The organism is Pseudomonas sp. CFBP 5748, assembly GCF_053850495.1.
Genome location: NZ_JBSPTN010000001.1, coordinates 66,765 through 82,495, shown reverse-complemented (window position 1 = coordinate 82,495; position 15,731 = coordinate 66,765). Strand labels below are relative to the sequence as shown.

14 protein-coding genes, 1 tRNA gene and 2 pseudogenes are annotated in these 15,731 nt (G+C 58.1%); 3 read left to right on the top strand and 14 right to left on the bottom strand.

Annotated elements, in window-relative coordinates; genetic code table 11:
- Window positions 1-33: 33 nt before the first annotated feature.
- From ACWNZ1_RS00425 to dapA, 8 genes and pseudogenes are all read right to left on the bottom strand, one after another.
- Window positions 34-810: pseudogene (locus ACWNZ1_RS00425) on the bottom strand (MCP four helix bundle domain-containing protein); the annotation flags it as partial.
- 511 nt (window positions 811-1,321) lie between these two features.
- A pseudogene (locus ACWNZ1_RS00420) lies at window positions 1,322-1,505 on the bottom strand (adenylyl-sulfate kinase).
- 243 nt (window positions 1,506-1,748) lie between these two features.
- On the bottom strand, window positions 1,749-2,714 hold the full coding sequence (locus ACWNZ1_RS00415) for a hypothetical protein (protein WP_135844181.1): 966 nt from the start codon (window positions 2,712-2,714) through the stop codon (window positions 1,749-1,751).
- Window positions 2,715-3,317: 603 nt separating this feature from the next.
- Window positions 3,318-3,407: transfer RNA gene (locus ACWNZ1_RS00410), tRNA-Ser, on the bottom strand.
- A gap of 83 nt (window positions 3,408-3,490) precedes the next feature.
- Window positions 3,491-4,204: a phosphoribosylaminoimidazolesuccinocarboxamide synthase gene (purC, locus tag ACWNZ1_RS00405; RefSeq protein ID WP_018606833.1), complete on the bottom strand. Its 714-nt coding sequence runs from the start codon at window positions 4,202-4,204 to the stop codon at window positions 3,491-3,493.
- 27 nt (window positions 4,205-4,231) lie between these two features.
- Window positions 4,232-4,990: an MBL fold metallo-hydrolase gene (locus tag ACWNZ1_RS00400; protein ID WP_135844180.1), complete on the bottom strand. Its 759-nt coding sequence runs from the start codon at window positions 4,988-4,990 to the stop codon at window positions 4,232-4,234.
- A 4-nt stretch (window positions 4,991-4,994) separates the two neighbouring features.
- Window positions 4,995-6,110: an outer membrane protein assembly factor BamC gene (gene bamC / locus ACWNZ1_RS00395; RefSeq protein ID WP_135844179.1), complete on the bottom strand. Its 1,116-nt coding sequence runs from the start codon at window positions 6,108-6,110 to the stop codon at window positions 4,995-4,997.
- A gap of 17 nt (window positions 6,111-6,127) precedes the next feature.
- Complete coding sequence (dapA, locus tag ACWNZ1_RS00390; RefSeq protein ID WP_135844178.1) at window positions 6,128-7,006, bottom strand: 4-hydroxy-tetrahydrodipicolinate synthase; 879 nt, start codon at window positions 7,004-7,006, stop codon at window positions 6,128-6,130.
- Window positions 7,007-7,322: 316 nt separating this feature from the next.
- Between dapA and ACWNZ1_RS00385 the strand changes: the two genes are divergently transcribed.
- Both ACWNZ1_RS00385 and ACWNZ1_RS00380 read left to right on the top strand, forming a co-directional pair.
- Entirely contained in the window at window positions 7,323-7,883 is a 561-nt protein-coding gene (locus ACWNZ1_RS00385) for a glycine cleavage system protein R (protein WP_123342296.1), read from the top strand.
- A 10-nt stretch (window positions 7,884-7,893) separates the two neighbouring features.
- Window positions 7,894-8,367 (top strand): peroxiredoxin, encoded by a 474-nt coding sequence (locus ACWNZ1_RS00380; RefSeq protein WP_135844177.1) that lies wholly within the window; start codon window positions 7,894-7,896, stop codon window positions 8,365-8,367.
- A 145-nt stretch (window positions 8,368-8,512) separates the two neighbouring features.
- Here the strand turns inward: ACWNZ1_RS00380 and ACWNZ1_RS00375 are convergent, their stop codons facing one another.
- A complete protein-coding gene (locus tag ACWNZ1_RS00375) occupies window positions 8,513-9,583 on the bottom strand; it encodes an AI-2E family transporter (RefSeq protein ID WP_135844176.1) in 1,071 nt (356 codons plus the stop codon).
- A gap of 29 nt (window positions 9,584-9,612) precedes the next feature.
- Window positions 9,613-9,852 carry a sulfurtransferase TusA family protein gene (locus tag ACWNZ1_RS00370; RefSeq protein WP_135844175.1) on the bottom strand — a complete coding sequence of 80 codons (240 nt, stop codon included), beginning with the start codon at window positions 9,850-9,852 and terminating at the stop codon, window positions 9,613-9,615.
- Between the two features lie 98 nt (window positions 9,853-9,950).
- Here ACWNZ1_RS00370 and ACWNZ1_RS00365 point away from each other — a divergent pair, with 98 nt between their 5' ends.
- Window positions 9,951-11,384 carry a M48 family metalloprotease gene (locus tag ACWNZ1_RS00365; protein ID WP_135844174.1) on the top strand — a complete coding sequence of 478 codons (1,434 nt, stop codon included), beginning with the start codon at window positions 9,951-9,953 and terminating at the stop codon, window positions 11,382-11,384.
- Window positions 11,385-11,447: 63 nt separating this feature from the next.
- Here the strand turns inward: ACWNZ1_RS00365 and ACWNZ1_RS00360 are convergent, their stop codons facing one another.
- The 4 genes from ACWNZ1_RS00360 to rpoE form a co-directional block, all read right to left on the bottom strand.
- Window positions 11,448-12,878, bottom strand: coding sequence for a DegQ family serine endoprotease (locus ACWNZ1_RS00360; protein ID WP_135844173.1), 1,431 nt, complete (start codon window positions 12,876-12,878; stop codon window positions 11,448-11,450).
- Between the two features lie 230 nt (window positions 12,879-13,108).
- On the bottom strand, window positions 13,109-14,056 hold the full coding sequence (locus ACWNZ1_RS00355; RefSeq protein WP_135844172.1) for a MucB/RseB C-terminal domain-containing protein: 948 nt from the start codon (window positions 14,054-14,056) through the stop codon (window positions 13,109-13,111).
- A gap of 17 nt (window positions 14,057-14,073) precedes the next feature.
- Window positions 14,074-14,661: a sigma-E factor negative regulatory protein gene (locus ACWNZ1_RS00350; protein ID WP_025212364.1), complete on the bottom strand. Its 588-nt coding sequence runs from the start codon at window positions 14,659-14,661 to the stop codon at window positions 14,074-14,076.
- A 30-nt stretch (window positions 14,662-14,691) separates the two neighbouring features.
- The gene (rpoE, locus tag ACWNZ1_RS00345; RefSeq protein ID WP_003172477.1) at window positions 14,692-15,273 is read right to left on the bottom strand and encodes an RNA polymerase sigma factor RpoE; all 582 of its coding nucleotides are present in this window, start codon (window positions 15,271-15,273) and stop codon (window positions 14,692-14,694) included.
- Between the last annotated feature and the right edge of the window lie 458 nt (window positions 15,274-15,731).

Sequence of the window (15,731 nt, the reverse complement as noted above, 5' to 3'; positions counted from 1 at the left end):
GCCCACCTCGGCAATCAGTGGCTGCAATTTGTCGAGGAAGCGGTTGAAGGCACTGCCAAGCTGGCCCAATTCGTCAGCCGAACGCACCTCGAGGCGCCCCTTCAAATCGCCACCGCCTTCGGCAATTTGTTCGACGCGGCTAAGCAATCGACGCATAGGGCTCAATACGACAAGCGGCAGGGCAACAACGACCAGGATACAGCCGAGCAACCCGACCAGCAGAATTGCGCCCTGATGCATCCCCACTTCCTCGCCATTTTCGATCGCCGCATCCCCTTCGCGATGCGACGCCTGGTCTTCCAGTTCGCCAAGCTTGTCGATCGAATCGCGCATCGCCTCGAACAGGCGCTCACTGTCACCAAAACTCAGCGTACTGGCTGCCTCTGGATTGCCCACGGACAGCTCCAGGACCTGCCGCGAAACCTGCGTCCACTTTGCAAAGGCGTCATTGAACTGAGCAACCAACGCCTGCGCTTCGGCACCCGGCTGCATCGCAGCATATTTCTGCACGCGGTCATAAGCTTGCTTCGCATTCTCCCCATGACTGGCGCTGAGTGCTTTCAGATGTTCGCCGGCATGACCATCAAGCAGGCTTCGCTCGGCTACAAAGGCCTGGTAGAGATCGCGATCAGCATTGAGCAGCAGGCTGATGGCCGGCAAATAACGCTTGGTCAGTTGCGTGCTGGACTCAGTCACCTGGTCAATGCCACGCATACCCGACCAACCCATCAGCACCAGCAACAGCGCCAGGAAAGCAATTGGCAGGGTGATTTTCCAGCGGAAGCCTAGATCGGCAAAGAACCGCAGCATGGGGTGTCACTCCTTTATCGGGGGCATGTCTTAGCTATCGGCTGAGGAGCCATCTGCTAAAGAGACATTAGCTCAATTGTCACGAACCAGTGATTTGCTACTGGGGATCAAACAATGAAATTCTGGTGGCGAGCCCCGCGTCCCACGCTTTCGAGGCCTTGACTCGGCACCAGGCGTCCAACCATGTCTATCGCCCATGACTCCTCAACCGGAAGCGCTCCAATCTCCGAACATTAAATCCCGCATCAGCAGACACCATCACATTTGAAGAGTGCAAAAAGGTCTAATTGGCGTCATTCTTGGAAAACTGTATTTACGCAAACTTCGAAAAGCTTAATATTTCCAAGCCTCGTTCATCATGCCCTGTACTCACTCGTTATTAGTTTCCCAAGCTGATAACAAGGGCTCGACGCCCTTTCACCCGCTCCAACGCAGAGAAACTCAAAAATTAATTTTCTCGCTCTTGAAGACTTCGATCACCGGTCAGCTCTTGGCAGGATGTGCTCAGCAACTATTCAACCAGTCTGCTTAGACCCACATTGGCAAAAAGCGCTGCTACCTCACTAACCCGGCGAATGCTCTCTGTTCTATCGCCTTCTGAAAAGCCGAGGTCGGCATTAAGCCCTTTGCGAACATTGTCTCCGAAGTGTGTAGCACGCGTAACCAGACCTCAGCAGATGAGCCTCCAAGGCCATTGCCAAACTCGACTTCCCGAAAGCCGAGAGGCCCGTCAACTAAAGTACAGCGCCATGGTGCCCCATGTAATGGACGAACTCAGCCTGGGTCATAGGATGGCTGACAGACGTCAAATTATGGTTATTGGCTGGCGAAGTCATAAAAATAGTCTAGCGTCTCACAAAGTTAGTTCGTCTACGCCGAGCATTCTACTTGGCATCGTTTTATTGTGCCCAGTCTAGGGCGTTACCGTTATGACCGGATCATGAGGCATCACCGCCAACTTCTGCCAAGTACCTAGATAGATATTTACTCGGAAAGGAATGGTGCTCCAGGCCCTTCAAGCCACAAATGATTTGCGCACGGCTTTTTTCAAGAAAAACCGTTGATGCCTGGCGCTTATCGATACCGACCCCGACCGCCCGAAGCGACCGCTGGCTGCGCCGCATGGAGTTCGGATCATTTTCAAGGTAATACGATAAAAAGCTGCGTTTTATCGAGTTTAAATGAGGTAGCAGAAATTGCTCTGGCTTGCCCTGTTGATCTGCCGAAAGTATTTTTACAATCCGATTTAGCACTCTCATAGCCTGAAGCTCATAGCTGGTTAGTGAGCGGTTGTGCTGAATACTCTCAGGAGAGCGGGGCCTCAGGGTAAAGCCTGCGTACCCTTCAATCATGTCGTAAAAATGAGTGGGGTCGTCACGTAATAATTCTACGGGAATAACCAGTACATTCGGCGCGCCAAAATGTGAAGAGTAAAGATCGCACAGCCTGGTATAGTTCAGAAGCTCGAGCAACAGAGCACGCCACCGCTCGACAAACACATAAGGGTTTTCAGAGGCACCTTCTTTTACTGCCTGATTGTAATAGCTATCCACAAATGACAATGGGCTTCTTGTCACAATCAGTACTTTAGCTCCGGCTAATTCACGCTTCAGCGCCGCCGCCACCAGGTTCTGGTACGTTTGAATTTCGAGTTGCGTTACGGGGCGCGGGGCCCACCCGCAGAGCTCTTCACTACTCACGAAAGTGGGGGTGTCAGCCAGCAACTGATGTGGCGCTATGCTCGACTCACCCGGCCCGCTCAGATAAGCGTTCAGAGAGGCCGAATGGACGATATTCTGTGCATAGTTGTGCCATTGCAGTACTTGCACGTCGCCCCGCTGCTGTGCCGCAGCCTGAATGTAAGTGGACGCTGCCTTGGGGAGCCCGATGTGAATAAGCTTCATTAGATATCCTGTCGGGGGAGTCTCGAACACTATCGGTGCCCCCTCATGAGTAAATTAGCTACCAGCAGAATTCTGCATGTTTGGGTTTCACCGTCGCAATCTTATCAAACGATCAGTGATGGGGGATATGAATCGCAGCCCCTTCATTTGCGCTGATCTAAATCTCACCTCCCTCCTTTCGTTCCATCCAAAACTCCGATGCCTCGGAAAACTCCATAATTCTGAACCGTAGAGCGCTTTTGACCACGTCGACTTGCACTCGTAATCCCCAAGAGGCTGTAAAAACCGAATATCCAAGAAATTGTTTTCAGACGGCCAACTTAAAATTATTCGATAGCGAATTTACCGCCTGCGCACCGTAGTTTTGGACAAGTAACGGAACCTTATCAGTCAGCACGAGCCAGTCCAGTTCGTGCCCCGGAGACAACCCCACAGCCAAACGAGTTGCGTCGGCCCGGGGAGCAGAACAATTTCGGTCACAGAGTCGCCTAGAGCGGCACGATGCCTGCGTTTTTCGCCCTAAACATACCCTAAACCAAATCCCAGAAACGAAAAAGCCCCTGAAATCTTTAACAATTTCAGGGGCTTAGTCATACACAATAATGGCGGAGAGATAGGGATTTGAACCCTAGGTACTGTCGCCAGTACAACGGATTTCGAATCCGTCCCGTTCGGCCACTCCGGCATCTCTCCAGTGGCGCGCATCATACCAGCACATTCGCCGGAAGCGAACCCCCGAGCGAAATTTTTTCCGTGCTATCAGATGCTTGCGTCGATTACAGCGGTACACCCAGACGCTGGGCGACTTCTTCGTAGGCTTCGATGACATCACCGAGGCCCTGGCGGAAGCGGTCTTTGTCCATTTTCTTCTTGGTGTCCTTGTCCCAGAGACGGCAGCCGTCCGGGCTGAATTCGTCACCCAGGACGATGGAGCCGTCGCTGAACACACCGAACTCCAACTTGAAGTCCACCAGCAGCAGGCCGGCGTCGTCGAACAGCTTGGTCAGCACTTCGTTGACCTTGAGGGACAACTCTTTCATGCGGACCAATTGCTCGGCGGTGCCCCAGCCGAATGCCACGACGTGGGATTCGTTGATGAACGGGTCGCCCTTGGCGTCGTCCTTCAGGAACAGTTCGAAGGTGTAAGGGTTGAGCTTCATGCCCTCTTCCACGCCCAGGCGCTTGACCAGGCTGCCGGCGGCGTAGTTACGCACGACGCATTCGACCGGGATCATGTCCAGCTTCTTGACCAGGCATTCGTTGTCGCCCAGCAGCTTGTCGAACTGGGTCGGCACGCCGGCGGCTTCGAGTTTCTGCATGATGAAGGCGTTGAACTTGTTGTTCACCATGCCCTTGCGGTCGAGCTGTTCGATGCGCTTGCCGTCGAACGCCGAAGTGTCGTTGCGAAACAGCAGGATCAAGCGGTCAGCGTCGTCGGTCTTGTAAACCGATTTGGCTTTGCCGCGGTAGAGTTCTTCACGTTTTTCCATGATGGGCTCCGCTTGGTAAGTAGTGGGCTAGGCGATATGTCGCCAGTCGAGCCCTGAATCTTGATCGGCCAGTTGCAGCCAGTCCGGGTCGCACCCGAGGGTGTCGACAAAACATTGCCGGGCCAGCTGCGGCAGGTTGTTCTTGCTGCTCAGATGGGCCAGGACCAGGTGTTGCAGGCCTTGCCAGCCCAACTCGGCCACCAGGAACGCCGCCTGGTGGTTGTTCAAATGTCCGTGTTCCCCGCCTACCCGCTGCTTGAGGAAATACGGGTAGTACCCGCGCGCCAGCATGTCGCGGCAGTGGTTGGACTCGATCATCAACGCATCGAGATCCCGGTAGCTGTCCATCACCCTGTCGCAATATGAACCCAGGTCAGTGAGCAAGCCGAAACGCCGCTCGCCGTCACTGAACACATACTGCGTCGGCTCCCGGGCATCATGCGCCACACTGACCACGCTGATATCCAGGGCACCAATACGCAGTTGCTCGCCCCCGGCCACGAAACCGGCGGGCTCGATGGGCTTGCGCAGGCCACCCAGCGTCCCACGGCTCAGGTACACCGGCAGATTGTAGCGCCGAGACAGCAAACCCACGCCATGCACGTGATCGGCATGTTCGTGGGTCACCAGTATCGCGCTCAGTTGCGCCGGGTGCACACCCAGGCGCAACAGGCGCCTCTCGGTTTCCCGCAGGGAGAAACCACAATCGACCAGCACATAGGTGCCAGCACTGGCTACAAGCGTGCCGTTGCCCTGGCTACCGCTGCCGAGAACGGCAAAACGCATCGGATCAGCCCAGGTTATCCTGAATCACGCCCAATACCTTGCGGGCCACATCGGCCGGCGCCACGGTGTTGATGTTCTTCTCGACGGTGACCTGGACGTTGTCGCCCACCTTGCTCAGGCGAACCTGATAACGCTCGGCGCGGGCTTCAACCTCTTCCTTGTCCGGCTTGCTGCCGAACAGGCCACTGAAGAAGCCAGGCTTCTCGTCTTTCTTCTCGGCCTTCTCGGCGAGGTTGATGTAGTACAGGCCCAGGCTGCGGTTGATGTCTTCAACCCGCCACTCGCCCTGCTCCAGCGCACGACCAACACTCGACCACGCACGGTCCAGGTCGGAGCCGACGTTGAGCACCGGGTTGCCGCTGCCGTCTTCGCTCAGGCTGACGCGGCTCGGCGCATCGAACTCCTTGGACGCCAGCATCGACACCGAACCACCCTGCTCCGCGTTACGACTCATGCTGGCGAGCATGTCGTCCACCAGTGCAGCGTCGAGGCCGGTATTGACCGAACGGTTGGTGAACGCCACGTCGGCCGTGCTGCCGGCAGGACGCTCGGCGCTGACCACATAAACTTCACTGGTATTGCGCTGCACGCCTGGCTCGATGCGCACTCGCACACGGCTTTCGCTGTCGGCAGCGACGCCGGCGGCGCTCATGCGCTTGGCCATGGCTGCGGACAGCTCATCGGAACGTTGCCAGGTGGTGGTGAATTCGCCAGTCTGCGGGCGTTGTTCGTCCAGGCGGAAGCCGTTGTCCTGGAAGAACTGGATTGCCACGGGCCAGACTTCGGCCGGTGGATGCTGGGCCATGACCCAGCTTGAATCGCCACTCTTTTGCAAGGTGTAGTCGCTGGCATCGGCCATGGCCGACAGCGGCTGCGGACGTGGGACGACGTATTCGCCCTTGACGCTGTCGTCGGCCACGTTGCGCGGGATCGGCAGCAGCGGATCCAGGCGCTTGGCGACGCTGACATCAGGTGGCAGTTGCATCGGTGCAGTCTGTTGCGCTTCCAGGTAATCGCTACCACGGTCGCGGAAGTAACCTTCCGGGCCCCAAATCCATCCGCAGCCACTGGTGCTGGAGATAATCAAGGCAAGTGCGGAAAGTCCGGCCATTCGCTTCATGCGTTGTACTTCCTCAATTAAACCAGGACGCCGGACTGGCGCATGGCCTGCCGCAGCGGTTCGTGACAGGCTTCGCTGAGCCAGGTGAGCGGCAGACGGATGCCTTGGTGCATCAGACCCATTTCGACCAAAGCCCATTTCACCGGAATCGGGTTGGCTTCGAGGAACAGGTCTTTGTGCAGCGGCATCAGTTTTTCGTTGATTGCCCGTGCAGTTTCGGCGTCACCCTTGAGCGCTGCTTCGCACAGGTCGGCCATTTCGCGCGGCGCGACGTTGGCAGTGACGGAAATATTGCCCTTGCCACCCATCAGGATCAGCTCGACCGCGGTCGGATCATCGCCGGACAGGACGATGAAGTCCTGGCTCACGCCATCGAGGATGGCTTTGGCGCGGGTCATGTCGCCGGTGGCTTCCTTGATGCCGATGATGTTCGGGACGGTGGAAAGGCGAATCACGGTCTCGGCCTGCATGTCGCAGGAGGTGCGGCCGGGAACGTTATAGAGGATCTGCGGGATATCGACCGCTTCAGCAATATATTTGAAGTGCTGGTACAAACCTTCCTGGGTCGGCTTGTTGTAGTACGGCACGACCAGCAGGCAGGCGTCGGCGCCGGCTTCCTTGGCGTTGCGGGTCAGCTCGACGGCTTCGCGGGTCGAGTTGGCGCCGGTACCGGCGATAACAGGAATCTTGCCGGCGACCTGCTTGACCACGGCCCGGATGACTTCGATGTGCTCGTTGACATCGAGGGTTGCCGACTCACCGGTGGTACCGACGGCGACAATGGCATGGGTGCCGTTGTTAAGGTGGAAGTCCACGAGTTTGCTGAGGCTGGCCCAGTCAAGACGCCCTTGTGCATCCATGGGTGTGACCAGTGCCACCATACTGCCCGCAATCATGAAACCGCTCCTGCCGGAAAAAGAGAGCGGTAATGGTACTGGCGCCAAGATGCTTGTACAAGCGAACTACCATTCCCCTTGGCGATGGTTTTCGCTACCCTTCAGGCTTTGATCGGTACTGATAAGCTCATTCACCGGTTCCCAGCCTCCGTTTTCGTCGCCACAAGCCCCGATCCTGCGTTTGTCCTGGTGCATTCCCGTCGTTCCCGGAATGCCGCACAACCCCAGGCACAGGGCTTGAGTCGTTCGTTTATCCGGGCCTGACGCCGTGCCGAGCCGCAGAAGTACCGACCGCTCATCGCTTTAGGAATGCTGCATGTCCACCCCCACAGTCCGCGAACAATTCCTTGTTATCAGTGCCCTTGGCGCCAACCCCATGGAGCTGACTAACGTCCTGTGCCGCGCCAGCCATGAAAATCGCTGCGCCGTCGTAACCTCACGCCTGACCCGCCATGGCGAATGCAGTGCGCTCGTGCTCGAAATCTCCGGTAGCTGGGATGCCCTGGCCCGCCTGGAAGGCAGCCTGCCGCTGCTGGCCAAGAAGCACGCCTTCACCGTCAACGTGGTGCGCAGCGCCGCCCTGGAGAACCGTCCCCAGGCCCTGCCCTACGTGGCCTATGTAAGCTCGGCCTACCGGCCGGACATCATCAACGAGCTGTGCCAGTTTTTCATGGACCACCAGGTCGAACTGGAAAACCTGACCTGCGACACCTATCAGGCGCCGCAAACCGGCGGCACCATGCTCAACGCCACGTTCACCGTGACACTGCCGGCCGGTACCCAGATCAGTTGGCTGCGCGATCAGTTCCTGGACTTCGCCGATGCGATGAACCTGGATGCACTGATAGAACCGTGGCGCCCACAAAACCCAATGTAAGGAAGCGTTCATGACCGTTGCCGTCGACCAGCCGGTTACCGATTTCCAGGCGCCCGCCACCAGCGGGCAGACCGTCAGCCTCGCCGCCCTCAAAGGCCAGCAGGTGGTGGTTTACTTCTACCCCAAGGACAGCACTCCGGGCTGCACCACTGAAGGCCAGGGTTTTCGTGACCAGTATGCGCAGTTCAAGGCCGCCAACACCGAAGTGTTCGGCGTCTCCCGGGATAGCCTCAAGTCCCACGAGAACTTTAAGTGCAAGCAGGAATTCCCCTTCGAGCTGATCAGCGACAAGGACGAGGCCGTCTGCCAGTTGTTCGACGTGATCAAGCTGAAAAAGCTGTATGGCAAAGAGTATCTGGGCGTTGATCGCAGCACGTTCCTGATCGACAAGAACGGTGTGCTGCGCCAGGAGTGGCGCGGCGTGAAGGTGCCAGGGCATGTGGAGGCGGTGTTGGCGGCGGCTCAGGCGCTCAACAAGGCCTGACTTTACCCTGGGGCGCTTCAGGCCCTTCGCGAGCAAACCCGCTCCCACAGAGGTTCTGTGATGACCAGGTCACCGCAGATCCAATGTGGGAGCAGGCTTGCTCGCGAAGGAATCATCAGCCTCATCGACTAAACCAGATTGACCGCTACAACAACGGCGCCACCACCGGTTCCTTGCTCGGCCACGCATCCAGCACCGCCTTGAACAGCGTCGCCAGGGGAATCGCAAAAAACACTCCCCAGAAGCCCCACAACCCGCCAAACAGCAACACCGCGCAGATAATTGCCACCGGATGCAGGTTCACCGCCTCGGAGAACAGCAGTGGCACCAGCACGTTGCCGTCCAGCGTCTGAATGATCCCGTAGACCGCCATCAGATAAATGAACTGGTCGCTCCAGCCCCACTGGAACAGCGCAATCAGTGCCACTGGCACAGTCACGACCACGGTACCGACGTAGGGCACCACCACCGAAACGCCCACCAGCAGTGCCAACAGGGCGGAATAATTGAGCCCCAGGGCCACGAAACCGACGTAGGTCGCCGCGCCGCAGATGAAAATCTCGATGACTTTTCCGCGAATGTAATTGGCGATCTGGCGATTCATCTCCTGGGCGACCCGGGTAATCAGCGCCCGCTCACGGGGCAGGTAGCCACGGACCCAGCGCCCGATCATTTGCCGATCCTTGAGGAAGAAAAACACCAGAATCGGCACCAGCACCAGGTAGATCATGATGTTCACCAACAGCGGTAGACTGGACAGCGAAAACGTCAACGCCCACTGGCCGAACTTGCCGATCTGGCCACGCACCACTTCGATGGTCTGCAACACCTGCTCGTCGGATACCAGGTGCGGGTAGCGCTCGGGGAGCAGTAACAGCAGGGATTGCCATTTCGCGAGCATCCCCGGCAGTTCGTTGAACAACGTCACCAACTGGTGCCAGAGCAGCGGTACGATCACCACGATGAACACCACCAACAAACCCATGAACAGGGCGAACACCAGCCCGACCGCCACGCTGCCGGGTAGTCGCAGACGCTCCAGCGTCGTGACCAGGCCTTGCATCAGATACGCCAGCACCATCCCGGCCAGCACGGGTGCCAGCATGCCGCCCAAGGTGAGGACTGCCGTAAAGGCCAGGAACAGCAGCACTGCCAGCACCACGGCCTCTTCGTCGGAGAAGTAGCGCTGGATCCAGTCGCGTAACACTTTGAACATTAAAAATCCTTAAGAAACGCAGTCGATTTTCAGGCTTTCTTCAGCCAGTAACGGTAGATGCCGTTATCGTCTTCTTCACGCAGCAGCGTATGACCGGCCAGCCGGGCGAAGGTGCGGAAGTCGCGCTGGGAACCCGCGTCCGTCGCGGTCACCTTGAGCACGGCACCGCTGGCCAGACGATTGAGTTCCAGCTTGGCCTTGAGCAACGGCAACGGACAATTCAGGCCGCTGGCGTCCAATTCGGCATCGTGGGCTACAGCATCGGTCATCGGTTCGCTCCGCAGCAGGTGGTTGAGCGGCTTAGAATATCTGGTCCCGGGCCCGGTGTCCGGCTACAGTAGGGTCTTTGTCGACTAAGGCTTCGTGCATGACATTTCTGCGCCCTACCCTGCTGACGCTTGCCTGCCTGCTTGCCTCACCAGGCTTCGCCGACGACTTGCCGTCACTTGGCGACGCCAGTTCTGCCATCGTCTCGCCGGAACAGGAACACCAGTTGGGCCGCGCCTGGCTGGCCCTGCTGCGCAGCCAGGTTTCACAGCTCAACGATCCACAGCTCAAGGACTACGTCGAGTCCAGCGTCTACAAACTGGTGGAGACCAGCCAGGTCAACGATCGGCGCCTGGAGTTCATTCTGATCAACAGCCCACAGCTCAACGCCTTTGCCGCTCCTGGCGGCATTGTCGGGGTCAACGGTGGCCTGTTCCTCAACGCACAGACCGAAGGCGAGTACGCTTCGGTCATGGCCCACGAACTGGCCCACTTGTCGCAACGCCACTTTGCCCGCGGCGTCGAAGCCCAGCAACGCATGCAGGTGCCAATGATGGCAGCGCTGCTGGCCGGTATCGTGATAGCCGCCGCCGGTGGCGGTGACGCCGGGATCGCGGCCATTGCCGGGACCCAGGCGGCCGCCATCCAGGAGCAACGGCGCTTCTCTCGCCAGAACGAACAGGAAGCCGACCGCATCGGTATCCAGAACCTGGAGAAAGCCGGCTACGATCCGCGATCCATGCCAACCATGTTCGAGCGCCTGATGCGCCAGTATCGTTTTGACGCCAAACCACCCGAATTCCTGCTGACTCACCCGGTGACCGAATCGCGGATCGCCGACACCCGTAACCGCGCCGAACAGGCCAGGCCGGGCGGTATCGAGGACAGCATGCGCTATCAACTGATTCGCGCCCGGGTCCAACTGACCTATGAAGAGACCCCGGGCCTGGGCGCCAAGCGCTTCCGGGCGCAACTGGATGAGAACCCAAAGAACGACGTGGCTCGCTATGGCCTGGCGATTGCGCAGATCAAGGGTGGCCAGTTGAATGAAGCCAGGGAGAACCTCAAGCCGCTGCTGGCCAAATCGCCCAACGAGATCATCTACAACCTGGCCCAGGTGGATCTGGACATCACCAGCAACAAGCTGGCCGACGCTCAATCTCGCGTCGACCGGATGCTCAGCCAATACCCGGGCAACTACCCGCTCAATCAGGTGCGCGTCGACCTGCTGCTCAAGCAGAACCGCCCCGCCGACGCCGAGAAAGCCCTGGAGAGCCTGCTCAAGACCCGCCCGGACGACCCGGACATCTGGTACATGGTGGCCGAGACCCGTGGTCTGTCGGGCAATATCATCGGCTTGCACCAGGCGCGTGCCGAGTACTTCGCCCTGGTGGGCGATTACCGCCAGGCCATCCAGCAACTGGACTTCGCCAAACGCCGTGCTGGCACCAATTTCCCGCTGTCGTCACGCATCGATGCCCGCCAGCGAGAGCTCATGGAGCAGGAACGCATGGTCAAGGACATGATGGGCTGAGTATTCAGCGCGCACAAAAAAACCGCCTCTATCGAGGCGGTTTTTTATTGAGCCGCTAACCGGTCATTCGGCCAGCTTGAAGGTGATGAAGCTCGCACGTCCCTGACGCAGAACCCGCATCGACACCGAACGATTCTTCGGCAGTGCCTTGGCTATATCAGTAAATTCCTTGGCGGAACTGATTGCCTGGTTGTTCAGGTGCGTGATGATGTCACCCGGCTGCAGGCCGATCAGGGCGGCAGGACCTTCTTGCACCTCCTTGATCACTACGCCCCCTTGGAGCTCCAGAGTACGCTTCTGCTCCTCGGTAAGCTCCGCCACAGCCACGCCCAGGCGGTTGCTGCTGCGCTCGACACCGGACTTAGGCAGCGAATCCAGCTCCTTGCCTTCTTCAGGGATGGCGCCGACGGTCAATTCGACGTTCTTGCGCTTGCCCTCGCGAATCACTTCCAAATTGGCCTTGGCACCGGCTTTGAGAGCGCCAACCAAGTGCGGCAGGTCGGCGGACATGACGATCGGCTGATCATTCATGCTCAGAATCACGTCACCCACTTGCAGGCCACCCTTGGCAGCTGGCCCACCTTCCTGGATCTGCGCCACCAGCGCACCGGCTGGTTTCTCCAGCCCAAACGACTCGGCCAGGTCCTTGTTCACTTCCTGGATGACCACGCCCAACCAGCCGCGGCTGACCTTGCCTTCGCTTTTCAGTTGGTTGGAGACGTCCATCGCCACATCGATTGGAATGGCGAAGGACACGCCCATGAAGCCACCCGAACGGGTGTAGATCTGGGAGTTGATACCCACCACTTCACCGGCGAGGTTGAACAGCGGACCACCGGAGTTACCCGGGTTGATCGGCACGTCGGTCTGGATGAACGGCACGTAGTTTTCGTTCGGCAGGCTGCGGCCGATGGCACTGACGATACCTTGGGTCACGGTGTGGTCGAAGCCGAACGGCGAACCGATCGCCACCACCCACTGGCCGGCTTTCAAGTCTTGGGATTTGCCCAACTTGAGTACTGGCAGGTCCTTGCCTTCGATTTTCAGCAGCGCCACGTCGGAGCGTGGGTCGGTGCCAATCAGCTTGGCCTTGAGCTCACTGCGATCGGCCAGACGCACCAGGATCTCATCGGCATCGGCGATCACATGGTTATTGGTCAGAATGTAACCATCGGGCGAGATAATGAAGCCCGAGCCCAGGGACTGCGCTTCACGCTGGCGGCCACCGCCGGGTGAACGCGGCTGCTGCGGCATGCCGCGCTCGAAGAACTCGCGCAGCATCGGCGGCAAACCTTCCAGGTCAGGCATCTGTTGGTCCGATACGCGGCGATCCGGCAGTTTCTGGGTCGTGCTGATGTTCACCACCGCAGGCGAGGCCTGTTCAACCAGTTGCGTGAAGTCAGGCAATTCGACCGCTACCGCAGGAACGGCCTGACCGAGCACCAGCACGGTGGCAAAAATGGAGAGATAGGTTTTCAAGCGTGGTATCGACATACGGCTCCCGTTACGACGAGCATGGTTAAGCGATATGGAGCAAGAAACACCAAGGCAAGATACGCCGGTATTTTTGTTCCGGGAACAGACAAGGCCAGAGCCGAGCGGCTCTGACCTATAGAAAAAAACAGGAAGTTTTGCAAATGAAAATGCTGACAGGAAGTTTCGGCATTTCGATCAAGCCCTGGCGTTATCAGCCTCTTGCGCAATCGAACCACCCAAACAGCACGTTACTGAGTCGCCGTAACGTCGGAACGCATGGAGAGCGCGATCCGTTCCGCCGTCCCGATCGGAATCTCGCCAACCACCGTGACCATCATTTCGCCTTGAGGCGTCGTAAGGCGACGAGAGACGGCAGCCGTCGGGCCAAGTTGAGTGCGCGTATCGGTGACGGTGGCGCCGTTCAACGGCTCGAGGAACACCGAGAAGCGAGCCAGGCCGTCGTCATACATCAGGCTATTGACCTGGACCTGGGTGTCCGGATCCTTGCGCGCGGTGCTGCTGGCCAATTCGAAACCGGGTGGAAGCCAGTCCGAATGCCAGGCAGTTTTCACTGCATCGGTCTTATCAGGTTCCTGTGCAACAGCCTTGCAGTCCGCACTGGCTTGCAGCTCGCCGTCCGAGGGGTCGGCAATATTCAAGCGAGTGAACTGGAAGCGTTCGAGCAATTGGCCTTTGTCATTGAGCAACAACGACTTGAGCGGCAGGCCAGTCTCTTTGTCCAGATGCAGCTCAAAACCATAGCGATGCTGGTCCTTGGGCGTCACAGCCACAATGACCGCCTGACGCCCGGCCACGCGTGACTTGCCAATGACGGCCAGGTCATACCAATTCTTGAGTTTTTGCGGATCAAGCGCACGTGCTGTGCCGTCAGGCGTATTGCCCAGCCCTGCGATCAAGGAGCCGCTGACGCATTGAGTATGCCCATCAATGCGTACGACTTCCTGTGCCGAGCCATCGAGCTGGAGTAACCGCTCGCGGACTTTGCCATTCTGGACACGATGCCAGATGTTATGGGTAGAAAAACTACCGTTGCGCTCGTAAACGAAAGTGCCCTGGAAGCTTTGCTGTTGCTCGGCTTGACTCAGACGATTCAACCAGTCTTGAGCCTCACCGGCATAGGCTGGAACCGCACACCAGCCACCAAGCAGAAGCGTGAATAGAGGTATGGCGCGCAATGGTCTTCCTTACTCTGTTAACGGTTTTCCAAACTGGCTGCACGGGCGTAAGGCAGCGCGCTTTCAGTACCTTTCAAGGCAGCTTGCTGAGCATGCTGACGCAGGTAGTTGGGCAGACGCTGATCATGCCAGCCTGGTTGGCCTTGCAGAACACCGTTGACCATTGGGCCTGCGGCTTCCGAACCTTCGCTGTAACCGGCCAGTACCGCTGGGCCTTTGACCTGTGGAGCGGCCAGGCCGGGCTGGGTGGACTGCTGCGCCATCTGCACGCCGGCAATCTCATCCTGGTTGTACAGACGTACACCGGCCAAAACGGCTACGGTAACCGAGGCGGCAACTGCCAGGCGACCCAGGCTGCGCCATGGTCCGCGGGAAGCTTTTGCCGGTACGGCTTCGTCAGCCAATGCAGCAGAAACGGCCGCAGCGATGTCCAGGCGAGGAAGCAGCAAGTCCTTGTGCATAACAGCCCGGGCGATCTGGTAACGAGCCCAGGTCTCACGGGTTTCAACATCGTCGAAGGCATTCAATACCCGACGCAATTCCAGTTCGTCCGCTTCGTTATCCATCACTGCGGACAGCGATTCCTGCAGGGCTTCACGACTCATGGCGTTCCTCTCTTGGCTGTCGCCGCTGTCTCAGTTTTCCTGCAACAAAGGTTGCAGGGCTTTGTCGATGGCCTCCCGGGCGCGGAAAATCCGGGAGCGCACGGTACCCACCGGACATTGCATGACGCTCGCAATGTCTTCGTAACTCAGACCGTCAAACTCACGTAAAGTTAAAGCCGTACGCAAATCTTCGGGTAATTGCTGGATGGTTCGATGGACAGTGCCCTCAATCTCATCCCGCAGCAACGCTCGTTCCGGTGATTCGAGATCCTTGAGGCCATGATCGCCGTCATAGAACTCCGCATCTTCAGAACTCACATCGCTATCCGGCGGCCGGCGGCCGCGTGAAACCAGATAGTTTTTCGCCGTGTTAATGGCGATGCGGTAAAGCCACGTGTAAAACGCGCTGTCCCCGCGGAAATTACCAAGTGCGCGGTAGGCCTTGATGAAGGCTTCCTGAGCAACATCTTGCGCTTCATGGGTGTCGTGCACGAAACGCACGATCAACCCGAGAATTTTGTGCTGGTATTTCAGCACTAACAGATCGAAAGCTCGCTTGTCGCCGCGTTGTACGCGCTCGACCAGCTGCTGATCCTCTTCCTGGGTTAGCATGAACACTCCTCGATAAGCTCGAAGGAGGCTTGCATTACTAATTGACCGGGCTTGCAAACATAGACTCGGGCTTTTCGCAAAAGTTCTCCCCCTTTCAAGCAAGTTTCCGGCGCGCTCTGATCTCGGCACGCACGAAAAACGCAGCGCGAGATTCCCCGGCTGCGCGAATAATCTGTCGCCGGGCCTGTCGGCAGAGACTCCAATCGAAATCTTGCACCAACCCGACGCTGCTCCCTTTTGCAGACAACCGTCTATTGAACGTAGGCGTGCAGCAAAAGTTCCCGCTATTTATAGCTCTGTGAATTGAACATTGGGCAACCGTGACGAGATAAACAGTGTTCTGTCCTCGAAAAGGCCGCCTTATCGCCCATCCAGCGAAATCGTGATCCGACGAAGCGTGCCGCTTTTGCGTCACGCTGGTTTCACATTGCCATGAATGCCCGGCTATTGTGCCGATC